The sequence below is a fragment of the Paraburkholderia ultramafica genome, from assembly GCF_902859915.1.
GTDB lineage: Bacteria > Pseudomonadota > Gammaproteobacteria > Burkholderiales > Burkholderiaceae > Paraburkholderia > Paraburkholderia ultramafica.
Map to the genome: position 1 here is coordinate 11,544 of NZ_CADIKK010000025.1, position 23,708 is coordinate 35,251.

General features: G+C 63.8%; 17 protein-coding genes and 1 pseudogene. 9 read left to right on the forward strand and 9 right to left on the reverse strand.

The genetic code is table 11. From position 1 onward, the window contains the following. Positions 1-64 precede the first annotated feature (64 nt). The 6 genes and pseudogenes from HV744_RS24095 to HV744_RS24120 all read right to left on the reverse strand — a co-directional run bounded on the left by HV744_RS24095 (position 65) and on the right by HV744_RS24120 (position 8,767). A complete protein-coding gene (locus tag HV744_RS24095; RefSeq protein WP_425497821.1) occupies positions 65-4,495 on the reverse strand; it encodes an ATP-binding protein in 4,431 nt (1,476 codons plus the stop codon). A gap of 55 nt (positions 4,496-4,550) precedes the next feature. Continuing rightward, positions 4,551-5,297: an aquaporin Z gene (gene aqpZ, locus HV744_RS24100; RefSeq protein WP_175151903.1), complete on the reverse strand. Its 747-nt coding sequence runs from the start codon at positions 5,295-5,297 to the stop codon at positions 4,551-4,553. A 252-nt stretch (positions 5,298-5,549) separates the two neighbouring features. Beyond that, positions 5,550-6,194: a response regulator gene (locus tag HV744_RS24105; protein WP_175151904.1), complete on the reverse strand. Its 645-nt coding sequence runs from the start codon at positions 6,192-6,194 to the stop codon at positions 5,550-5,552. Between the two features lie 139 nt (positions 6,195-6,333). Then, positions 6,334-7,002 (reverse strand): response regulator, encoded by a 669-nt coding sequence (locus HV744_RS24110; protein ID WP_175151987.1) that lies wholly within the window; start codon positions 7,000-7,002, stop codon positions 6,334-6,336. A 140-nt stretch (positions 7,003-7,142) separates the two neighbouring features. After that, positions 7,143-7,748, reverse strand: coding sequence for a response regulator (locus HV744_RS24115; RefSeq protein ID WP_246279174.1), 606 nt, complete (start codon positions 7,746-7,748; stop codon positions 7,143-7,145). Positions 7,749-8,173: 425 nt separating this feature from the next. After that, positions 8,174-8,767: pseudogene (locus tag HV744_RS24120) on the reverse strand (MFS transporter). 96 nt (positions 8,768-8,863) lie between these two features. Here HV744_RS24120 and HV744_RS24125 point away from each other — a divergent pair. From HV744_RS24125 to HV744_RS24155, 7 genes are all read left to right on the forward strand, one after another. Further along, entirely contained in the window at positions 8,864-9,751 is an 888-nt protein-coding gene (locus tag HV744_RS24125) for a LysR family transcriptional regulator (RefSeq protein ID WP_175151906.1), read from the forward strand. A 450-nt stretch (positions 9,752-10,201) separates the two neighbouring features. Further along, complete coding sequence (locus tag HV744_RS24130) at positions 10,202-10,918, forward strand: c-type cytochrome (RefSeq protein ID WP_175151907.1); 717 nt, start codon at positions 10,202-10,204, stop codon at positions 10,916-10,918. After that, a complete protein-coding gene (locus HV744_RS24135; RefSeq protein WP_246279175.1) occupies positions 10,915-12,372 on the forward strand; it encodes a c-type cytochrome in 1,458 nt (485 codons plus the stop codon). The genes HV744_RS24130 and HV744_RS24135 overlap by 4 nt, the downstream gene beginning before the upstream one ends. 24 nt (positions 12,373-12,396) lie before the next feature. Next, the gene (locus HV744_RS24140) at positions 12,397-12,573 is read left to right on the forward strand and encodes a hypothetical protein (protein WP_175151908.1); all 177 of its coding nucleotides are present in this window, start codon (positions 12,397-12,399) and stop codon (positions 12,571-12,573) included. 2 nt (positions 12,574-12,575) lie between these two features. Further along, the gene (locus HV744_RS24145) at positions 12,576-13,148 is read left to right on the forward strand and encodes a cupredoxin domain-containing protein (protein WP_175151909.1); all 573 of its coding nucleotides are present in this window, start codon (positions 12,576-12,578) and stop codon (positions 13,146-13,148) included. After that, positions 13,135-14,760 (forward strand): b(o/a)3-type cytochrome-c oxidase subunit 1, encoded by a 1,626-nt coding sequence (locus HV744_RS24150; protein WP_175151910.1) that lies wholly within the window; start codon positions 13,135-13,137, stop codon positions 14,758-14,760. Before HV744_RS24145 ends, HV744_RS24150 begins: the two co-directional genes overlap by 14 nt. Beyond that, positions 14,757-15,566, forward strand: a complete 810-nt coding sequence (locus HV744_RS24155) for a c-type cytochrome (protein ID WP_175151911.1) — start codon at positions 14,757-14,759, stop codon at positions 15,564-15,566. Before HV744_RS24150 ends, HV744_RS24155 begins: the two co-directional genes overlap by 4 nt. 84 nt (positions 15,567-15,650) lie before the next feature. Here the strand turns inward: HV744_RS24155 and HV744_RS24160 are convergent, their stop codons facing one another. Then, the gene (locus tag HV744_RS24160; protein ID WP_175151912.1) at positions 15,651-17,303 is read right to left on the reverse strand and encodes a methyl-accepting chemotaxis protein; all 1,653 of its coding nucleotides are present in this window, start codon (positions 17,301-17,303) and stop codon (positions 15,651-15,653) included. Between the two features lie 298 nt (positions 17,304-17,601). Between HV744_RS24160 and HV744_RS24165 the strand changes: the two genes are divergently transcribed. Then, positions 17,602-18,402: a bestrophin-like domain gene (locus HV744_RS24165; RefSeq protein ID WP_175151913.1), complete on the forward strand. Its 801-nt coding sequence runs from the start codon at positions 17,602-17,604 to the stop codon at positions 18,400-18,402. 204 nt (positions 18,403-18,606) lie between these two features. Here HV744_RS24165 and HV744_RS24170 read toward each other — a convergent pair whose 3' ends face one another. Both HV744_RS24170 and HV744_RS24175 read right to left on the reverse strand, forming a co-directional pair. Continuing rightward, positions 18,607-19,149 (reverse strand): single-stranded DNA-binding protein, encoded by a 543-nt coding sequence (locus HV744_RS24170; protein WP_175151914.1) that lies wholly within the window; start codon positions 19,147-19,149, stop codon positions 18,607-18,609. Positions 19,150-19,306: 157 nt separating this feature from the next. After that, positions 19,307-20,494 carry an MFS transporter gene (locus tag HV744_RS24175; protein ID WP_175151915.1) on the reverse strand — a complete coding sequence of 396 codons (1,188 nt, stop codon included), beginning with the start codon at positions 20,492-20,494 and terminating at the stop codon, positions 19,307-19,309. 334 nt (positions 20,495-20,828) lie between these two features. Here HV744_RS24175 and uvrA point away from each other — a divergent pair, with 334 nt between their 5' ends. After that, positions 20,829-23,702, forward strand: a complete 2,874-nt coding sequence (gene uvrA / locus HV744_RS24180) for an excinuclease ABC subunit UvrA (protein WP_175151916.1) — start codon at positions 20,829-20,831, stop codon at positions 23,700-23,702. The last annotated feature ends 6 nt before the right edge of the window (positions 23,703-23,708 follow it).

A 23,708-nucleotide genomic window follows, 5' to 3' on the forward strand; every position in this document is an offset into this window, starting at 1 on the left:
TGCCATTGCAGCGACGCAATGCCCGCGCCTCCGTACTCCGCCGTACTCCCCACGCAGCAACACCCTACGCGAGCAAAGCCGCCTGCTGCTCGATGCCGTCCAGCATCGAGTTGCATTTGCCGATCAACGCCAGCCCTTCGTTGCGCAAGCGCTCCGGTGACTTGACCGCGATATCGCGGCGATATTCACCGAGCGCGTTGAGCAGCGGCGGATATTGCAGCACGCCTGCCGCCCCCTCCACGCGATGCAGCCACTCACGCACGCGCACGACCTCGACGCGCTCGAGCAGCGGCGACAGCGACTGCACGTCTTGACGCACGGACGAAACAAACGCATCGAGCAATGCCTTGACGGTCGATTCGCTGCCCCACAGTTGCGTCATATGCGTCAGGTCGACCGGCACAAACGGCTCCTCGCCTGCCTGAACAACCGGTCCGGCGACCTCCGACACGCGCTCCGCTTCCGCGGGCGCGGCCTGCCACGCGCTGTCGGTGCCGAACCAGCGGCTCAGGTAGTCGCGCAAGGTGGCGAGCCGGGTCGGCTTCACGAGGCTGTCGTCCATACCGGCATCGCGGCATAGATGCAGATCTCCCGGCGCGGTGTTCGCCGTGATGCCCAGAATCGGCAGACGCTGCGCGCCGCCCTGCTCCCGTTCGCGGATGCGGCGCGTCAGTTCGTAGCCGGACAGGTTCGGCATATGGCAATCCGTGATCAGACAGCCATAGCTGGTACGCTCCAGCGCGGCGAGAGCCTCCACGCCGTCGTTCGCGACATCGCACGCGAAGCCGAGCAAAGCCAGTTGATGACGGATCAACTCCTGATTGACCGGATGATCTTCAGCGACAAGAATCAGCCGGCCGCTGGCGATGGCCCGTTCGCGGTCCGGCGGCGTCGCGACGCCCTCGGGCGTACGCGGCACGCCCGCCGCAGGTTGCGTCGTCGACGGCAGTCCCGTCATCGCGGCGGCGCACGCGGCTCCCAGCCCGCGCCACGAAATGGGATTGACGCTCACGCGCACCTTGTTGTCGAGAATGCGGTAACCGGTCGGCTTCGGCTTCTCGGTCAGGCTGATGATGCGTGTGCCTGGGCCGACGCTCGCGGGCAACTGCGCGTCGTCGCTCACGAACAGCAAATCCACCCCGGCCAGCGCGGCGCGATCACGCAACTGCGCCGCCTCCGGCGCGAGCCGGCACAACTCCAGCCCAAGCGCTTCGCCGAAGTGCATCAGCGCGCGGCCGACCCGCTTGTCGCTGGTCGCGACGATCCCGCGTTTGCCGCGCAAGCCGCTGACGGAATAGCACTGCGCCTCGACCGCCATGGTGAGCCGCACGATCATGCAGGTGCCGCAGCCGGGTTCGCTGCGCAACGCGAGCGAGCCGCCCATCAGGTCGATCAGCTTGCGGCAGATCGTCAACCCGAGGCCGGTGCCGCCGAAGCGTCGCGTGGTGGACGATTCAGCCTGCACGAACGGCTCGAACAAACTGGCCTGCACTTCCGGCGCGATGCCGATGCCGGTGTCCTCCACGGTCATTTCGAGCGTCTGTTCGGCGCCTTTCTGCTCGACCACCGACACGCCCACGTCGACCTCGCCCTGCGGGGTGAACTTGATCGCATTGCCGAGCAGGTTGAACAGAATCTGCCGCAAACGCACGCTGTCGCCGCGCAGCGTGGCGGCGACTTCCGGCGCGATATCCACCCGCACCTTCAGCCCTTTTTCATGGGCGCGGCCCGCGAGCAGGCCGACCGCGTTGTCCACCAGTTCACGTATGTCGATAGGCTCGGCTTCGAGCGTCAGTCGCCCCGCTTCGATCTTCGAATAGTCGAGCAAGTCGTCAAGGATCTGCAGCAGCGCGCCGGCCGACTCGTGGATCATGCTCAGCATTTCACCCTGATCCGTATTGAGCGGCGTACGCTCCAGCACCTCGACGAGCCCCAGCACGCCGTTCATCGGCGTGCGGATTTCATGGCTCATCATCGCGAAGAAGTCGTCTTTCGCACGCGAGGCCGCTTCGGCCATATCGCGCGCTCGCGCGAGTTCCTCGGAGCGGGCGCGCTCCACGCTGACGTCCACCCAGAAGCCGCTCCACACGACGCTGCCATCCGCTTCACGGCGCGGCACCAGCTCGGCGCGCACCCACTTGAGACGCTGCTCGCTCCTGAGGCGAAACTCGATATGCACCGGCGTTTCGCACTGCGCCGAGCGCTCCAGTTCAGCCAGCACGAACGCGCGGTCCTGCTCCGCCACGCGATGGAAGTCGACCTGAGCGCGGTGTGTCAGCGACACGTCCTGGTCTTCGTCGCCCAGCAGATGCCGGGTGTCGCCGCCGATATACGGAAACGAATACGCGCCGCTCGCGGTGCGGCGCAATTGGAACACCACCGCCGGTAGTGAGCGCGTCACGTCGAAGAGGCGCCGCTCAGTTTCGCGCGCGAGCATTTCGGCGCGCCGGATATTGGTGATATCGACCATGGTGCCGACGAGGCAAACGGGTTGTCCGTCGCTGCCGTGGCACACACTGTTCCAGAACAGGCCATGCCGCATCTCGCCCGCATTGCGCTCGAACTGCAATTCCACTTCGGCGATGCCGCCGCCCTTCAACACCTCGCGCGTCATGTCGTCGAGAATGCGGCTGTTCACCTCGCCCCATGTCCGCACGTCCATCGTCGTGCGTCCGAGGACGGCCTCGCGGCTGATGCCGGACGCTTCCTCATACGCGCGGTTGACTGCGATGTAACGCCCCTCCAGGTCCTTGGCAACCAGCGCATAGGGAACCGTCTTCATCATCGCTTCCTGGAAATTGAGTTGCAGCGCGAGTTCGCGCTCGGTCGTCTTGCGCAGCCTGACCTCACGTTGCAGCAGCAAATAAGCGCGCAACGTGACCAGCAACACGACGCCGACGCCGATCAGCACCGGCAGCAAACGCACCGCGGTCACGCTCCATATCCCGCTGTCCGGCACCGCGCCGGTCACCCACTTCTGCCGGATGCGCTGCTTGTCAGCCGGCGGCATGGCCAGCAACGCGCGGTCGATCAGCCCGACGAGCGGCCTCAGGTCCGAGCGCACCGCGAAGTCGAGCGAATCGGATTCGGCGAGCGTGCCGAGAATCTTGAGCGTGCCGCCATAGCGGCGCTTCAGCTGGAGATCGACGGCAGCCACGTTGCCCACCATCACGTCCGCCTCGCCGGTCGCGACCATTTTCAGCGCATCATCGAGGCTCGGCGCGACGACGATGTGATCCGGCGCGATGGCGTCGAACGCATGCGGAACCGAACCGGCAACGTGCGCCGGGATGACGACGCGGCGCAACGTGAAATCGTCGAACGAGCGTGCGACCGGTTCGCCGGCGCGCCCGACGATCACCATCGGGTAGCTCTCGTACACGCGGGTATGTTCGGCGTTATTCAGATGCGGACCGTTGCTGGACGCCGTGGAGAGAATCGCCAGCTCGCCGCGCTGGAAAGCCTCCACGGTGGCGGGCCAGTCGGACAGGCGGGCACGGTTGAACACGATGCCAAGCGAGCGGCTCAAATAGGCCAGATAGTCGGCGGCAATACCGGCGGGGCGGCCGGCGTCGTCGATGAAGCTGAAAGGCGGCCAATTGCTGTCAAAGCCGATCTGCAACGGCGGCAATGCGCGAAGCCAGGCTTTCTCTTCCGGTGTCAGCACGAAACGACGCGCGCCCGCGGCCGGCTCCGCGTTGAAGTTGCCGGACAGCCAGCGCACGCGAATCGCCGCGCTTTCGGCCGGGTTCATCGACGCCAGCGCGCGATTGAGTTGATCCCCCAGTGCGGCCTGCTCGCGGGGCACGCCAAAGCGAAGATCGGCGGTTTTACCGCCTTCGTCGAACGCGACATGCAGACCGCGAAAATCTTCGGTGGCCAGTTCATATTGCACGACCGGCGTGAAGCCGAAATAGGCATCGGCTTCGCCGCGCACCACCGCTGAGAGTGCCGCGCGCGTGGTGGCGAACGAACTGATCTGCGCGCGCGGAAAGTTGTCGCGGATCGGGCGCTCGAGCGCAAAACCCCGCTCTATCGCGATGCGCGCTCCGGCGAGTTGGCCGCGGCTCGCATACCGGTCGCCGTCGCGGCGAACGACGGCCGAGGTGGAAGAGCGGAAATACGGCACCGTGAAATTGAGGCACTGTTCGCGCTCGGGCGTGCGGGCGACGCTCATCAACAGGTCGACCGTGCCGGCGCATGCGGCGGCAAGCAGTTGCGGCATGTCGGGAAACGCCTTGGCTTCGATGATGACGTTCGGCCCCACGAGCGCGCGCAGATAGTCGCCGCTGACCCCGGTGAGCCGGCCGTCTTGCAGCATCTCGAACGGCGCCCAGCCGCCCGCGAGCACGCCGACGGTCAATTTTGCGGGGAACGTGCGAGCGGCTGGAGGATGCGCGTGGCCGCCGAACGGTTCCGCGACGGACGTCACCACGGCCACTGACAGGAATAATGCGAGCAGCCACAGCGGCAGGTGCCGCAGCACGCGCGTCACCGCGATGCGCTGAAGAAGACGCACGACCAACAGGATGACTGGCACCTGAACGCGCTCACGCGGCGTCGCCCTGGCCGTCGGCTAGCGTGGCGGCGGGCGAATCGGAGTTGCCATTCAGAAACGAAAACAGGGCGCCGGCAGCGATGCCGCCCGACAGCGGCGCGGCCCAGAACACCCAGAGCTGATCCAGCGCCCAATTGCCGACGAACAGCGCCTGGGCGGTGGAACGGGCGGGATTGACCGAACCGTTGGTCACCGGAATGGACACCAGATAGACGAGCATCAAACAGGCGCCGACGATCAGCGGAGCGATCGGCGCGATGTTTTTTCGATCGACGAGCAACAGCCAGACCATGACGAACGCGAAGGACAGCACGAACTCGATGACCAGCGCCGAATGCAGTTGGTAGTCGGCGGGAGAATGGGCGCCGAAACCGTTCGCGGCGAATTCGCTTGCGCCCAGCTCGAAACCGGGGCGGCCGCTCGCCACGAAGACGAGGAGCGCCGCGGCAGCGACCGCGCCGACAATCTGCGCGGCAATGTAGGGCAGCAGGTCGCGCACCGGAAAACGCTGCGCGACCGTGAAGCCGACTGTGACAGCCGGATTGAAATGCGCGCCGGAGACCCCGCCGAACGCGTAGCTGGCCGTGACGAAGGCAAGGCCGAATGCCAACGACACTTCCAGCCCGCCGTATCCTTGCAGGATCACGCTGGTATCCAGCACGGTACTGCCGCATCCAACGAACACCAGCCACGCCGTCCCGACGCCTTCGACCCACAACCGCTTACCGAGCGTGACCATTGCCCCTCCCATTTTTCTATATACAAGGCAGACGGCACCGCGCGATTGCACCTCACCTCTGCCCTGAATTTTTTCGGCCTGCCACTCTTAGGATGACGAAATACTGCTCACCGTCAGGCGAGCAAGTAATAAAGCCTGAGTCAATTCGGAATTATGGAATGGCGACCTCTTCAGACAAATCAGAAAATTCTTAAATAGCTGATTTCCGGAAATTGAATAAATCTAAAGGTTATACTTAGAGGTTAAATATTGTCAGATCAATCCGATTTGTCTTGCATAGTCGATTAAATCAAGTTCTGTTTCCAATCCGAGCTTGCGCATCGCGCTGCGTTTTTGTGTGCTGATGGTCTTGCCGCTGCGTTGAAGACGTTCCGCAATCTCGTGAACCGTCAGGCCCTGCACGTAGAGTTGGAAGACTTCCCATTCACGCGCACTCAGCGCACCGGCGTGAAGCTGCGGCGCCGGGTCCACCGCGTCTAACGCGGCACGCACCTGCTCCGACAGATGAACGTGGCCGGAGAACACGGCCGCGATTGCGTCGATCAACGTTTCGGCGGCGTCGCGTTTATCGATGATTCCGGTCACGCCGATGTTCCGTAGCCCGGACAACATGTGGCCCTGGCAGATCATCGTGAGCGCGACGACATACGGATGCGGCCGGCGCCGCAACAGGCGGCGCAGAAACGGCACAGCGTTATTGCCTCCGTCGAGCCCCGGCATGCCGATATCCGACACGACGACATCGCACGCGTGCGCTTCGAGCAGGACGGCCAGACCATGGGTGTCGGCCGCCTCGCCGACTATTTCGATATTCGGCCTGGCTTGCAGCAGGTACCTGACGCCGGCACGAACGTATTGATGATCGTCGGCCACGATGACGCGGATCTTGTGTGTCATGTGTTGTTGTCTTGTCGACTGACACGCCCACACGCAATGTGCTTCCCCGGGCTATGCCAATACTCGTGTTGTTTCGTCGCGCGGCGGCGCGACACGTCGCCGGCTTATGTGCGGCTTGTCAGCGGCTTTGAACACGCCCTTAAGAAATCACGCCGTGTTCGGCGGCGAAGCGGAACAGCTCCGCGTCGCTGTGCAGCGAAAGCTTGCGCATTGCAGTGCATTTCTGCGCGCTGATCGTCTTGACGCTGCGCCCCAAACGCGCGGCGATCTCGCTCACGGCGAACCCTGACGCATATTGGGTGAACACCTCGAGCTCACGGCGCGACAACGTGCTGCGGACCAGATCGAGCCGCTGGGCCAGCGCGGCGTCGGCGATCAGCGTGCGCACCGCTGGCCCGACATAGCATTCGCGCGCGAGCGCCATGACGACCGCCACGTGAATCAGATCGATCCGGTCGCGCTTGCTCACCAGTCCGCCGACACCGAGCGAGATGACTTTTTGCAGCGCGGCCGCCTCGGTTTCCATGGTGAGGACGACGAGCGCGACATCGGGATAGCGCGTCTTGAACTGCCTGATGACGTCCAGCCCGCTGCCGTCCAGGCCACCCGGCATGTAGAGGTCCATGAGCACCAGGTCGCATGGACTGCGATCGACTTCCATGAAGAGTTCGGTGGCGTCGGCGGCGCGCCCGACAATCTGCATGTTCGGATAGGTGCCCATCAGATTTTCGATTGCCAGCAGAACCAGTGGATGGTCGTCCGCTATGATCGCTCGAACAGGTGTGCTTATCTCAGCGGTGTCGTGCATCGTCTCCTGATCCTCCATACCTTGACTTCCTGCCTCCCTTTCCGGTGCAACCGGCTCTATCACGATAATTGGATATTTTTTCGAAAATAAACATAAGATCGCTCTGAAATAAGCTAAACCAATTCACAACGATTAATTATTCAGATATGCGATTCAATTTTAAGAATGCCATAGGCGTACACGCGAGAAAAAAGACCGGGATCGTTAGTGACGCCGAGCCTCGCCATCGCTTCGCGCTTTTGCCGGCTCACCGTGCGGCGATGGCAGCCGAGCGCCGCCGCGATCTCGGAAATTGACTGTCCGCTGACAAGGCGCTTGACGACTTCCGTCTGTCTGTCCGACAGACGCAGCGCCGGCAGCGGTGGGCGCTCGTCGTCCTGCGGGTGCGCGAGTGCTTCGACGATGGAGCGGCCGAGGTAGCGCGCACCGCTTACGCCGGCCAGGATCGCCTGCCAGAGTTCGTCCATCGACTCTGTTTTACTGAGCGCGCTGACTGAGTTGTCCGAAACGACGGCGTGAAGGATCGAAGGGTTCGCCAGCGCCGTAATCACGACGACGCGCAGCCGCGGCCAGTTGCGGCGGATGCGCCGGACCAGGCCAAGTCCATCTTCGATAGCGCCGTTGGGGTCCGGCATGGCGAGGTCGGTGACAAGCACATCGCACGGGTTGCGCTGCAACAGTTCGAGCAACGACGTGGGCGTGAGCGCCTGACCGACAAGCGTGACGCCATCACGCGTTGCCAGCATCGCCCGCATGCCGAGCAGAACGAAAGGGTGATCGTCCGCCAGAATGATTCGAAGATGCACCGGGATTTGTCTCGTTCGTTGTAGGAATGGTTAGCGGTACCCGCAGGAAGAAGCTGACCGAAGCTGCACGCTTTAACCTGCCGCCCGGCGACGAACCAACATGCCAAGGCGGCTATAAAATCATCACTACAACTCTGCGAAAATCGGAGTGTTCCGAATCCGGTGAAAAAATTAATAGCCGATTGCGGTTATATCAGAAGATAAAAATTTAATTACCCGAATTGAATATTTGCGGCATTCTCACATCGTCCATATCCGGCTAAGACACAATGACTTAACGCGGCAGCAAACTGGCGGCGAAGTTCGCGCCCTGTATCGTCCAACCGTAGCGCTCAACCGCATCGCCACCGGCCGCCTCTGCTCCATCAAGTTGCATCGCAGGCTTGCGCCGCCCGCACCTTGCCCTGCAGTGCCGTGCGCGGAAACACCGGCAACGCGACCAACGCGCGGCGCTCGCCACCGCCCACACCATCGGCCACGAACCCATGGACAACAGCGGCGGAATCGCGAGCGGCGTCAGGAAGAGCGTGAGAAACACACAGGTATTGCCGATCGCCAGCGCCGTGCCTGCGCGGCTCGTCCCGGCCAGCGTGGCGAGCTCCGTGTAGGCGACGCCGTGCCATGCCGACGCGCTCACGCCCCAACGCGAGGCCGGCGAGCGCGGCAGCGGTCGAAAGCAAGCCGGGCAGCAGCACCCGGCGGGCGCCCCAACGGTCGGTCAGCAGCCCCCACGGCAACTCGCTGACCGCAATGCCGAGGCCGAGCATGCCAAGCACCAGCCCCAGGCCGTGATTGCTCAGGTGATAGCTCGAGCGCAGAAAAACCGCCGTCGTCGGAATACCCGAAAACGCGGCGGAAAAGCTCGCGTTCGCCGCGAATCCGACCCCCAGCACCTTCCACCGATGGCTCGCCTCACGTTCGCCCGAACCCCTTGGAACCGCATTCGATCCGTTTCCCATGACACCCCTCCGCAATCAATTCAGGGATATGCTACGGTTGGCCTTTCCATCGGAAAAACCGGAAATTCAGATGACTTCCATCGGAAATACCGAATCATGAGCCAGCGCGGATTTGATCTCACGCAATTGCGCACCTTCGTCGCCGTCGCCGAATCGGGCAGCGTCTCGGCGGGCGCGGAGCGCGTTTTCCTGTCGCAATCGTCGGTGAGCGAGCAGTTGAAGAAACTCGAGGAACGCGCCGGCCAGCCGCTTTTCGTGCGCAGCAAGCAGGGCGTCAGCGCCACGCCGGCCGGCCGCCGCCTGCTCGACCACGCGCGGCGCATCATCGCGATGAGCGAAGCGGCGTTCGAAGACCTGCAAGGCCGCTCGCTCGACGGCGAACTGCGCGTCGCGATCACCGACTATTACCGTCCGCACGACATCGCGCGCATTCTCAAAACGTTCTCCGAACAGCACCCGCGCCTGAAGCTGCACGTCACCGTGTTGCCGAGCGCCGTGATCGACAGCAACGCCGATGACGATGCGTCGTTCGACATCGGCCTCTCATTGCGGCTGGTCACCGGCAACCCGCGCTCCGCCGGCCGGCGCACCGGCGCGCCGGGCACCGTGGTGCGGCGCGAGAAACTGCTCTGGGTGAGCGCCGCCGATGCCGCGCCGCGCCCCGTTGCACCGTATCAACTGGTGTTGCTGCCATCGAGCTGCCAGTTGCAGCGTTTCGTCGTGAAACTGCTCGACGAGCACAAGGTGCCGTATCTGGTCTCGCATTCCGCGTCCGGCGTGGCGGGCTTGCAGTTGGCGTTGAAGGCCGGGCTCGGCATTTCCTGCCTGAACGAATCGTCGCTCGGCGGCGGCGTGGTGGCCTGTCCGCCGAACATCGGGCTGCCCGCGCTGCCAGCCGTGGAGTTTCATCTGCTGCCGGGACGGCCCGGCGAAAGCGAACGCGTCAGCAATGCACGCACGGCGTTGATGCAACTGTTCGCCTGACGCGCATGGATCAACATCAAACAATCACATTCGCGTCATAGCATCCACGTCGAGATGTCTGCGCAATGGCATTTGAAAGCGCCTCAGGCGACGCCTATGATGGTTGGAAGCGCGGCTGGCCGATGTTTTTTGGGCTATTGACGCGTCGGATAAATTCCTGCAACCTGCTACTCGCTGCCGAACGTTTCAAGCGTCGTTTCCCGCAGCCCGAAAGCCGCCACCCACCGGCGCATTCAGGCAGATCATTGTTTAGCCAAGCAATTGCATCGCCGTACCTGATCAACACTTCGCCACCCCAAACAAGTCCGTACCGATTTGCTGTAACGCAGTCGTTATAAGAAAAGAACTGGCAGACCCGCAATGCGCCGTCCGTCGGATTCGCGAGTGAATCCGCGAGCGAACGCGTGACAACTAAATCGAGAAGAAGAACGTTCCACAACGAGGCCTGGCGTGCATCGTAGAACTATCGGATCTTCGGCTCTGTTCGTGCTTTACGTCCTGTGGAGCGGCGCGGCGCTCGCGGCTGCGGACGCGTCCAGCGCGATGCCCTCGGCCATGGACGAGCGCGTGCGCGCCTGCACCTCGTGTCATGGCGCGCAGGGCCAGGGCCGCAACAACGATTACTTTCCGCGTATCGCCGGCAAGCCAGCCGACTATCTGTTCAATCAGCTGATCGCGTTCCGTGACGGCGGCCGCACCTATCCGCCGATGGGCTATCTGCTGGCCTTTCTGCCCGACGACTATCTGCGTCAGATCAGCCAGTACTTCGCCGAGTTGCAACCGCCCTACCCCGATGCCGATCACACCGATGTCGCGCCCAAGGTGCTCGCCGCCGGCGAACGGCTCGTCATGCACGGCGACCCGGCGCGCAAGATACCGGCGTGTATCGCCTGCCATGGCGCCAGCATGACCGGCACGCAGCCGGGCATTCCTGGCCTGCTCGGGCTGCATGCGAGCTATATCGCCGGGCAGATGGGCACGTGGCGCGCGGGCACGCGTCACGCGATCGAACCGGACTGCATGCATTCGATCGCGGTCAAGCTGAGCGATCGGGACATCACCGCGGTATCGAGCTGGCTCGCGCGCCAACCGCGTCCGGCCGATCCGCGGCCCGCACCGGCATCCGCTGCGCGGCTGCCTCTAGCATGCGGGAGCCAACCACAATGAAGCCGATACTTTGTGCGCTGGATTTGCTTCGCTTGCTGGGCGCGGGTTTGGGCTCTGTGATGCGCTGGGCCTGGTGCTCCGTTGCGCGCCCGATCGCGCAGCGTCGCCGCATCACCGCATCGCTCGTCTCCGGCTCGCTGACAGCCGGCCTCATCGCGAGCGGCAGCGCCGTGCTCCTCCACGCACTGCAAGTGCCGCTCATCGCCGAAGCCCACGCCGCCGACACCACGCCGGCCAAGCCAACCACAACCGCCTCGCCAACGACCACGACCATCCCCGAAAACAGCGCCGACACCCGCCCCGAGATCGTCAAACGCGGTGAATATCTGGCGCGCGCCGGCGACTGCATCGCCTGTCACACCGCGCCGCGCGGCAAGCTGTTCGCCGGCGGCCTCGCGATGGAAACGCCGTTCGGCACGCTGTATTCGCCGAATATCACGCCCGATGCGCAATACGGCATCGGCACATGGAGCGAAGAAGCGTTCTTCAAGATGATGCGCACCGGCCGCAAACCGGACGGCACACTGATCTACCCCGCGATGCCGATCGCCCAATACACGAAGGTCACGCGCGAGGACGCGAACGCGATCTTCGCGTTCCTGAGGACCGTCGAGCCGGTGCGCGAGCCGAATCGCAAGCACACGCTGCGTTTCCCGTTCAACCAGCGCAACCTGCTGTACGGATGGCGCACGCTGTATTTCCGCGAGGGCGAGTTCCAGCCCGACCCGACCAAATCGGTCGAATGGAATCGCGGCGCGTATCTGGTCGAAGGGCTCGGACACTGCTCGATGTGCCACACCAGGATCAACATGCTCGGCGGCTCGTCGCCGAGCGATCAGTTCGCCGGTGGTCTGATTCCGGTGCAGAACTGGTACGCGCCGTCGCTGACGTCCGACAAGGACGGCGGCCTCGGCGACTGGAGCATCCAGGACATCGTCGACCTGTTGCAGACAGGCGTCTCCGCTCGCGGCGCCGTGTACGGCCCGATGGCCGAAGTCACCTATCACAGCCTTCAGCATCTGTCGGACGAAGACATCAGGGCGATGGCCGTCTATCTGAAGTCGCTGCCGGACAATCAAGGCCGCAAGACGGGACCGTCCGCGCAAGCCGACCCCAGGACGTTCGCGCTCGGCAAACAGATCTACGCCGACAAATGTGCGCTGTGCCACGGCGCCAACGGCGAAGGACAGTTGCCGCATTACCCGCCGCTCGCGGGCAATCAATCGATCGAAATGGACTCGGCGGTCAATCCGATCCGGATCGTGCTCAACGGCGGGTTCCCGCCAGGCACGAAGCGCAATCCGCAGCCGTACGGCATGCCGCCGTTCGGCCAGGAACTGAACGACACCGAAGCGGCCGCCGTCGTCACCTATATCCGCACGGCCTGGGGCAATCACGGCGCGCCGGTGACGGCCCGCCAGGTCAGCGAATTGCGCAAGGCGCCGCTGCATTGAAGCGCCGCACCGGAGAACATCGAGATGGAAGCGTATGACACCCACAGCGCGACCCCGCCCACCGATGACGAAGTGGAACACGTCGTCAAGGCCGGTCCACATGGCGCGATCGCGCTGGCCGGCGTCGCCGCGGTGATCGTCATGGCGATCTGGTTCGGCTTCTACTTTCTCGCGTTTCTGCCGCGCGGCATCATTCACTGACCATGTCGACCGATTCCAATCATCAACCGGATAGCGGCCACGCGGTCGCGTTACGCGCCGAGCGACGCTGGGCGATTTTCGCGGTCGGGCTGATCGTGCTGATGCTGGCTGTGGTCGTCTTCTCCGGCCTGCATTGGGCGATGATGCCGCCGTCGCGGGTCGAGACGAGCGACCCCGCGCGCCTGCAACTGTCGGGCGAATTCGTCGAAGACAATCTCGGCAGCGCGGTGCAGCCGGACGGCTCGGTGATCGTGCGCTTCATCGCGCAGCAGTATGCGTTCACGCCGCAATGTCTGCTGGTGCCCGCCGACACGCCGATCACGATCCGCACCACCAGCGCCGACGTCGTGCATGGCCTGCTCGTTACCGACACCAACATCAACACGATGGTCGTGCCCGGCTACGTCGCCACGCTGAACACCCAGTTCGACCACCCCGCCGATCACGCCATGCCGTGTCATGAATTCTGCGGCTTCGGCCACCAGACCATGTGGGCGCACGTGAAAGTGATCGACAAAGCGGCCTTCTTCGAGCAAGCCCGACAATCACGGAGGCTGAGCTGTGTTTCACGCTAAGCGACTCGTTCTCGCGCATTTCTGGCTCGCCTTCATTACGTTTCTGATCGCGCTGTTCCTCGGCGCGTGGCAGATGCTGGTCCGCAGTCCGTTGGTGCCGTGGATCGGCGACCCCGAGTTGTACTATCGATCGGTAACGGCGCACGGCACGGTGATGGCCTACGTGATGCCCACGCTGGTGGCGATGGGCTTCGGCTACGCGATCGTCGAGCTCGCGCTCGCGCAGCGCCTCGTCGGCCTCAAATGGGCATGGGCCGCGCTCATCTTGCTGCTGGTCGGCGCGGTCATGGCCATGGTGCCGGTCGCGCTCGGCACGGCCTCGGTGCTCTACACCTTCTATCCGCCGATGATCGGCAGCCCGTTCTACTACCTCGGCGTGGTGCTGGTGGTGGTCGGCTCGTGGATCTGGGTCGCGCTGATGCACGTCAACCTGCGCATCTGGAAGCGCGCGAACCCGGGCAAGGCCGTGCCGCTCGCGATGTTCGCCAACGTGGCCGGCGCGTATCTGTGGGCGTGGACCGCCGTCGGCGCGGCGCTCGAGATCCTGTTCCAGATCCTGCCGGTCGCCTTCGGCCTCACCCACACGATCGACGCCGGGCTCGCGCGCATTCTGTTCTCGTGGACGCTGCATGCGATCGTCTACTTCTGGCTGGTCCCGGCGTATATCGCGTACTACACGCTGGTGCCGCGCGCGATCGGCGGACGGCTCTACAGCGATTCGATGGCGCGCGTGGCGTTCATTCTGTTCCTCGTGTTCGCGATGCCGATCGGCATTCACCATCTGTTCGTCGATCCGCAGGTCGGCGCGGGCTTCAAGTTCCTGCACGCGGTGTTCACCGGCATGGTGTCGGTGCCGACGCTCCTGACCGTGTTCACGATTTGCGCGTCGGTGGAAATCGCCGGCCGGCTGCGCGGCGGCACGGGCGCGTTTGGCTGGCTCACCGCGTTGCCATGGCGCAATCCGATGATGCTGGTGGTCGCGTTCTCGTTCATCATGCTGGGGTTCGGCGGCGCCGGCGGCCTGATCAACATGAGCTACCAGTTGAACTCGACGGTGCACAACACGCAGTGGGTGACCGGGCACTTCCATCTCATCTTCGCCGGCGCGATCGTCATCATGTATTTCGCGATCGCGTACGAACTGTGGCCGCAATTGACCGGGCGCGCGATCGTGTCGGCGAAGCTGGTGCGCACGCAATTGTGGCTGTGGTTCATCGGCATGATGGTGGTGACGCTGCCGTGGCACTACGTCGGCCTGCTCGGCGCGCCGCGCCGCATGGCCTTTTACGACTACACGATGTCGGGCATGCAGGGGCAGGCGTTCTGGGTCGCCATGTCGGCGGTGGGCGGATTGATTCTCGTGGTGTCCGGCGTGCTGTTCGTCTACATCCTCGCGAAGTCTCAATTCGGACCGGCGGTCCAGCAGCAGGCGTTCCGTTTCGCGAGCGCGGCGCAACCGGTCGACCGCGTGCCCGCCGCGCTCAATGGCTTCGGCTTGTGGGTCGCGTTGATGATCGGGCTCACGGTTGTCAACTACAGTGTGCCGATCGTGCAGTTGCTCAGACTGCCGCAGACGTCGGTGCCGGCAGTCGTCATCGGAGCGCAGCGATGAGTGAGGAACGCGTCTTCAGCTTGCGCAACCCGTGGTTCACCTGGAGCGTGGGCGGCACGCTTGCGATTGCGATCGTCGGGATACTGATCGGCTTCATCTGGCTGCCTTCGGCCAGCAGCGCATTCGGCGACCGCGGCTTATGGGCGACGATCTGCGGCGCCGCCGGCACGCCGTCGAGCTGGTACAGCGGCAGCAGTGCCACCGCGCCGGTGCCGAGCGAGGTGGTCGTGTTGCCGCCCGGGCACCCGACGCGCGGCGCAGGGGATTCGATCGGCCGCGGCGCGACGATCGCGACGCAACACTGCTCGATGTGCCACGGCGTGCTCGGCACGTCGCAGATCACCGCGCCCGCGCTGGCCGGGCAGTACACCGACGCGGTCTACAAGGAATTGCGCGACTATCAGGCCGGCCGGCGGCAAAACGCGGTGATGCAGGCGATCATCGCGGGGCGCAGCGATCAGGATCTGCATGATCTGGCGGCGTACTATACGTCGCTGACGAGAGGCCCCGCGGCCGAGACGCCGCGCGCCGGCGAGGAACCCGATGCGAATGCGGTGAAGCTGGCGATGCAGGGCGACCCGCAGCGCAACATCGCGCCTTGCGCGGCTTGTCATGGCGAGCTCGATCGCAAAGGCGCGGCGCCGTGGCTCGGCGGACTGTCTTCGACTTATCTCGCCGAGCAGATGCGCGCGTTTGCTTCCGGCGCGCGGCGCAACGACATCAATGAGCAGATGCGCAATGTGGCGCGGCAGCTGACATCGGCGGAGATAGATAGTTTGGCTAAGTATTATGCGGCGATGCGGTAGCGGTAGCGGTAGCGGTCCGCTCGCGTGCGCGGCGCCTGTCGCCTCGAAGACGGAAAGCGCCGCCGGGCAACTCAACCGTCGACATCAAGCCGCCGCGAAACCGCTTGCGTCGTCCCGCTTCGGCGCGGCGGCAGCAGCGCCGCGCCGCCCCGCGAACGAAGCCGCCGACGCGGCGGAACCATTGCCCGTCTGGAACACCGCCACCGCCGACGACAGGCGCCGCGCCTGATCCTCCAGCGAACTGGCCGCCGCTGCGGCCTGCTCGACCAGCGCGGCATTCTGCTGCGTGACCTCGTCCATTTGCGCGACCGCGAGATTGACCTGATCGATCCCGGTACTCTGCTCGATCGCGGCCGCCGCGATCTCACCCATGATCGAACTCACACGAGCAATCGCGTCGACGATCTCGGTCATCGTCGAGCCCGAGCGTTCGACCAGGTGCGAGCCGGCCTCCACCCGCGCGGTCGACGCATCGATCAAGCCCTTGATCTCCTTGGCCGCCGCCGCACTGCGCTGCGCCAGCGAGCGCACCTCGCTCGCCACCACCGCGAAGCCGCGTCCCTGCTCGCCCGCGCGCGCCGCTTCGACCGCCGCGTTCAGCGCGAGGATATTGGTCTGAAACGCGATCCCTTCGATCACGCCGACAATATCGGCAATCCGCCGCGAGTCGTCGACGATGCCGTGCATCGTGCCCACCACCTGTTCGGTGAGGTCGCCGCCCTGCGCAGCCAGGCTCGATGCGCCCTGCGCGAGCGAACTCGCCTGCTTCGCGTTGTCGGCGGTCTGCTTGACCGTCGACGTGAGTTGTTCGATGCTCGCCGCCGTTTCTTCGAGCGAAGCGGCCTGTTCCTCGGTGCGTTGCGACAGATCGGCGTTGCCCGCTGCAATCTCGCTCACGCCGGTGTCGATGGATTCCGTGCCCTGACGCACAGCATTCACCGTCGCGATCAGCGACTCCTGCATCTTGCGCAACGCGGCCGCGAGACGGCCCATTTCATTGTTGCTGGTCACGTCGATCCGGCTGGTCAGGTCGCCGTTGGCGATCCGCTGAAACTGTGCGATGGTTGCGTCGACCGGACGGATGATCGCCCGCACCAGCACCGCGCGGCCAAGCCACGAGCCCAGCAGCGACAGCACCATGCCGACCGCCACGGCAATGCAGATCGAGTAGAACAGGTCCTGCGCATTTTGGTAGCGCTGTGCGCCGTGATCGAGCTGCAACTGTTCGAGCGCGAGCATCGCTTTCTCGTACGCGCTGTAGAGCGACGGCAGCTTGTGCGCCTGCAATTGCTGGAAGGCGTTCTTGTCGCCCGACTTGAGCGCGGCAAGCGACGGATCGACACCCTCGTGCAGGAAGGTGTCGCGCTTGGCCTGCATGTCCTTGATCAGACGCTGTTCGTCGGCATCCGTGCTCGCGCGGCTCACATAGTGGGCAAGCCGATCGTTGGACGCTTTCTGGTACTGATCGAAACGCTTGAGCACGGCATTCGCGCCATCCTGGTCGTTCAGTTCGCTCAGCGATGCGTACGTCGCCAGCGCCAGACGCAGGCGCAGCAGTTGTCCGGCGCTGCCTTCGAGGTCGGCGACGGCGGGGGTGTCCACGGTGTACATCTGCTGCAGCGACGCGTTGCTCGCACGCAGCGACAGTAGCCCTGCGGCGGCGCCGAGCAGCAGCACGACGCCGAAGAACACGATCATCAGACTAAGGCAGGTGCGAATCGACAGATTTCTCAACATCGGGCTTGTCTCCGTTGGGCTGCCCGACCGAATGTTCAGCTATAGCCTCGGCCACGCACGCTGCGCCCAAACCCTTCCGGCCAGGTCCGCAACTTTTGTCTAGAATTTAAGCGACCACCACATAGAGGGACTACGGCGGGATAACAAAAAACTTTATGGTTGATGGCGCATACGGTTGCGATACATCAATATTCACGCGCAAGCGCAAGGCCATTCACGCAGCACGTCTGGTTGCGGGACTACCCGGGTTTCCGGCGCGCTGAAGTTGATTGAAAGTCACGGCCTTCGGAGCACTTCTATGTTGGAAGTTGGAGCGGCTCTACTGGTTTTTGCGCTGCTACTGCTGGCAACCGGCCTGGGCGTGTGGGTGCGGCCGCTGTTGCCCGAAGAGCACAAGGCGCACGAAACCGTGCAGCTCGTCCAGTTGGTGATCGGCATGCTGGTGACGTTTGCCGCGCTGGTGCTCGGCCTGATGACGGCATCCGCGAAGTCGAGCTTCGATACCGCGTCGAACGATTTGCGCACCTATGCGGCCGACCTGATCGAATTCGACACGACCTTGCGGGAATTGGGCAGCGAGGCCGACGAAGCCCGCCACCTGTTGCGCGTGTACACGGCGGCGGCGATCGCGTCGACGTGGCCTCGCGAACCGGCACCCAGCGGCGATTATCCGAAGGACATCGGCACGCAGGACAATTCGCAGCGGCTGGAGAACGTGCGGCTCGGCGATATGCTGACCGACGTGGGCAGGCAGTTGCGACAACTGCGCGCGCAGGACTCGCTACAACAGCACGCGCTCGATGACGCGTTGACGCAATACCGGCGCGTCGTGGACGCGCGGTGGAAGCTCATCGAGGAAGCGCACAGTTCGATTTCGCAGCCTTTCTTCAAGACGCTGACGTTCTGGCTGGGCGTGATTTTTCTGAGCTTCGGGTTGATCGCGCCGCGCAACGCGCTGGCGCTGGTCACCATTTCGCTTGGGGCGGTATCGATTGCTTCGGCGATCTATGTGATCGTCGATCTGGATACGCCGTTTTCCGGGCCTATTGTGATTGCCAGTCAGCCGTTGAGGGATGCGCTCACGCATTTGCGGCGGTGAACGTCTTGCTCCATTGCCGCCGCGAAGCGCAACTCGTAGCCAACCCGCGCACGAACACCCGCGTCGCCGGTCGACGTCACTCGCGAGCGGCGCGTCACAAACGCCGTGATTCAAGGCAAAAAAATGGCCCCGGAAATTCTCTCCAAACCATTAATCTGGTGAGAGAACCCGGGGCCAACTTTACATCCTTAACGGATATTCCTCTCAAAACGGAATGTCGTCATCCATCTCATCAAAACCACCGCCGGCCGGCGCGCTCGGACGGCTGGCACCACCACCGCCGCCACCGCCACTACCGCCACGCGAAGCGCCGCCGCCCGACATCGCGCGACCACCGCCACCGCCGCCGCTACGCTCCGACGGCTCACCGCGGCTATAACCACCTTCATCGCCACCGCCGCCCATCGAGCCGCCGCGGCCGCCCAGCATTTGCATCTGCTCGGCGACGATTTCGGTCGAGTAACGATCGGTGCCGTCCTGCGCCTGCCACTTGCGGGTGCGGATGCGCCCTTCCAGGTACACCGACGAGCCCTTCTTCAGATATTCCGAAACGATTTCCGCGAGGCGGCCGAAGAACGACACGCGGTGCCACTCGGTGGCTTCCTTCATCTCGCCGGACGCCTTGTCCTTGTACCGATCCGTCGTCGCAAGGCGGATGTTCGCCACTGCGTCTCCGCTCGGAAGATAGCGGACTTCCGGATCGGCTCCGAGATTGCCGACGAGAATGACCTTGTTCACGGATGCCATGAGTTTCTCCTGTTGATTCCGTTGCGGGCGGCGTGGCAATACGCGGTTCGCGTCTCATGGCTGGCGGGCCGAGATCGGAACAGCGCCTCTGCCCGCCGCCGGGTGAGTTCTGGGTGAATTCGGGATATGCCCCCGAGTGCGCCGCGAGTGTTCCCTATTACGCTTTGCGCGGCGGCTGTTTCATCTTTGCGGCGATTATAAGCCAGCACAAGACGAGCCCCGAACACGTAAAGAATACGGCGCTTTGACCATCCACTTTCAGCAGCCAGCCGCCGACCACGCCGCCCAGTGCAAGACCGATCGACTGGGTGGTGTTGTACACGCCAGCCGCCGCGCCCTTGCGGGTGCCGGGAGCCAGTTTCGACACCAGCGAAGGCTGCGACGCCTCAAGAATATTGAAGCCGAGAAAGTACACAAAAAGGATCGCCGCCACACTCAGAATCGTATGCGGAGCGACGCCCAATAACAACTGGCCGATCAGGATAAGACCGATCGCGGACAGCAGCACGATTTTCATTTTGCCGCGCTTCTCGGCGGCGATGATCGCCGGCACCATCATCACGAAAGACAGGCCCATCACCGGCAAATACACCTTCCAGTGCGACGCGACCGGCAACCCGCCCGCTTCGAGAATGCGCGGCACGACGAGGAACAGCGCGGTCTGCGTCGCGTGCAACACCAGCACACCGAAGTTCAGGCGCAGCAGCTCGACGTTGTGCAGCACTTCGGCGAACGGCGCGCGTACGTGCACCGGCCTCGGCGCATCGGGCACGACCCACAGCACGAGGCCGATCGCGAGGATCGAGAAGATGCCGACCAGCGTGAACAGGCCGCTCATGCCGACCCACTGGAACACAATCGGCGCACCGACGATCGCCACCGCGAACGACACGCCGATACTGCCGCCGACCATCGCCATCGCCTTGGTGCGATGCTCTTCGGCCGTGAGGTCGGCGATAAACGCGATCACCGCGGACGACACCGCGCCCATCCCCTGGATCACCCGGCCGACGATGATCCACGTCATGTCGTGCGCGCCCGCCGCCACGAAGCTGCCGAGCGCGAAGATCAAGAGGCCGGTCGCAATGACCGGCTTGCGGCCGACCTTGTCGGAGATCCAGCCGTAGAAGATGTAGAGCATCGACTGCGTCACGCCGTACGCGCCGAGCGCGATGCCCACCAGCAGCACGTTGTCGCCGCCCGGAATGGTCCTCGCGTAGATCGAGAACACCGGCATGATCATGAAGAGACCCAGCATGCGCAGCGCGAAGATAGCGGCAAGCGACACGGTCGCGCGCAGTTCAGGCGCGCTCATGCGTGTAGGTGTGGCGGACGGATTGGACATCGGGAGCGTTCTTTGAATGAGCTGGGCGGCACACCGCGGGCGACCGGCCCGTCGGGACGGCCACAACCAGGCGGCCTACCACGGGATGGCGGAATATCTGCGGCGCGGCCTTCGAGCCGGGGGCCTTGCTGCATTCCCGCTGACGCCTCGCGGTGCCTTGTTCTCGCGGAAAACGGCCCCAGCTACGCCTCTTTCCCGCGGCGCTGAACCGCTGCCTTACAGCCTGCCTTGCGCCTTGTTCCGGCTGTCAGGAAGCCGTAACGGCGGCCTTGAAAAGTCGTTATAGTAGCAGGTTTAGCCTCTTCCTCTTTCCGCCAGTTCATGGAATAAATCCGTGGAACAAATCCGTATTCGTGGGGCTCGCACCCACAACCTGAAGAACGTCAATCTAGACCTACCCCGTCACAAGCTCGTCGTCATCACGGGCCTTTCCGGCTCGGGCAAATCGTCGCTCGCGTTCGACACGCTCTATGCGGAAGGACAGCGGCGCTACGTCGAAAGCCTCTCCGCCTATGCGCGGCAGTTCCTGCAGTTGATGGAGAAACCGGACGTCGATCTGATCGAAGGCCTGTCGCCGGCAATCTCGATCGAACAGAAAGCGACCTCGCACAATCCGCGCTCCACGGTCGGCACCGTCACCGAAATTCACGACTATTTGCGCCTCTTGTTCGCGCGGGTCGGCACGCCCTACTGTCCCGATCACGAAATTCCGCTCGAAGCGCAAAGCGTATCGCAGATGGTCGACGCGGCGCTCGCGTTGCCGGAAGAGACCAGGCTGATGATCCTCGCACCCGTGGTGGCGGATCGCAAAGGCGAGCACGTCGAACTGTTCGAGGAAATGCAGGCGCAGGGCTTTATCCGTTTCCGGGTCCGCTCGGGCGGCGGCACCGCCAATGAAGGCGTCGCGAAGATCTATGAAGTCGACTCGCTGCCGAAGCTGAAAAAGAACGACAAGCACACGATCGACGTCGTGATCGACCGTCTGAAAGTGCGCCCGGACATGAAGCAGCGCCTTGCCGAATCGTTCGAAACGGCGCTGCGTCTCGCCGACGGCCGCGCGATTGCGCTCGAAATGGATACGGACAAGGAGAAGCTGTTCAGCTCGAAGTTCGCCTGCCCGATCTGCTCGTATTCGCTGCAGGAACTGGAGCCGCGCCTCTTCTCGTTCAACAACCCGATGGGCGCTTGCCCGGAGTGCGACGGCCTCGGCCAGATCACCTTCTTCGATCCGAAGCGGGTGGTCGTGCATCCGTCGCTGTCGCTCGCGGCGGGCGCGGTTAAGGGCTGGGACCGGCGTAACCAGTTCTACTTCCAGATGCTGCAAAGTCTCGCGGCGTTCTACGAGTTCGATATCGACACGGCCGTCGAAGACCTGCCGGAGAAAGTCCGCAAGATCCTGCTGTTCGGTTCGGGCAAGCAGGAAATTCCGTTCTCGTACATCAATGAACGCGGCCGCACGTCGGTGCGCGAGCATGTGTTCGAAGGGATCATCCCGAACCTGGAGCGGCGTTACCGCGAGACCGATTCGGTCGCGGTGCGCGAAGAGCTCGCCAAGTATCAGAACAACCAGCCGTGCCCGGCCTGCGCCGGCACGCGCCTGCGCCGCGAAGCGCGCTTCGTGCGGATCGGCGCGAACAGCGACGCGCGCGGCATTTTCGAAATCAGCGGCTGGCCGTTGCGCGATGCGCTCGGCTATTTCCAGACGCTGCGGCTGGAAGGCTCGAAGCGCGAGATCGCCGACAAGGTCGTGAAGGAAATCGTCGCGCGGCTGATGTTCCTGAATAACGTCGGGCTGGATTACCTGTCGCTCGAACGCAGCGCGGAAACGCTGTCGGGCGGCGAGGCGCAACGGATTCGCCTCGCATCGCAAATCGGCTCGGGGCTGACCGGCGTGATGTACGTGCTGGACGAACCGTCGATCGGCCTGCATCAGCGCGACAATGACCGGCTGATCGCGACGCTCAAGCATCTGCGCGATCTGGGCAACTCGGTGATCGTCGTCGAGCACGACGAAGACATGATCCGCATGGCCGATTATGTGGTCGACATGGGGCCCGGCGCGGGCGAGCACGGCGGCATGGTGATCGCCGAGGGCACGCCCGGGCAGGTGCAGGCGAACGCGGCGTCGATGACCGGGCAGTACATGTCCGGCACGCGCAACATCGAATTCCCGGACGAGCGCAAGGAGCCGGACGAACGGCGGCTGCGCATCGTCGAGGCGCACGGCAACAATCTGCAGCATGTGTCGCTGGACCTGCCGGTCGGCCTGCTCACGTGTGTGACCGGCGTGTCCGGTTCGGGCAAGTCGACGCTGATCAACGACACGCTGTACCACGCGGTCGCGCATCACCTGTACGGCTCGGCCACGGAGCCGGCGCCGTATGAATCGATCGAAGGCCTCGAGCATTTCGACAAGGTCATCAACGTCGACCAGTCGCCGATCGGCCGCACGCCGCGTTCGAACCCGGCCACGTACACGGGCCTGTTCACGCCGATCCGCGAACTGTTCGCGGGCGTGCCCGCAGCCAAGGAACGCGGCTACGATCCAGGCCGTTTCTCGTTCAACGTGAAGGGCGGCCGCTGCGAATCCTGCCAGGGCGACGGCGTGCTCAAGGTGGAAATGCACTTTTTGCCGGACGTGTACGTGCCATGCGACGTCTGCCACGGCAAGCGCTACAACCGCGAAACGCTCGACGTTCAGTACAAAGGCAAGAACATCAGCGAAGTGCTCGACATGACGGTGGAGAGCGCCTATGAGTTCTTCAAGCCGGTTCCGGTCGTCGCGCGCAAGCTGAAAACCTTGCTGGACGTGGGTCTGGGCTATATCCGGCTGGGCCAGTCGGCCACCACGCTGTCGGGCGGCGAAGCGCAGCGCGTCAAACTATCTTTGGAACTGAGCAAGCGCGACACGGGTCGCACGCTATACATTCTTGACGAGCCGACCACCGGCCTGCACTTTCACGACATCGCGCTGCTGCTGGAAGTGATCCACCGATTGCGAGACCAGGGTAATACCGTCGTGATCATCGAGCATAATCTCGATGTAATCAAAACGGCCGACTGGGTCATCGATCTCGGTCCTGAGGGCGGAGCGGGCGGCGGGCAGATCATCGCTCAAGGCACGCCCGAGCAGGTTTCGAAGTCGAAGGCAAGTTTTACCGGCAAGTATCTGGCGCCTCTGCTGAAACGGGCTGCCAGCAAAAAGTAACGCTGC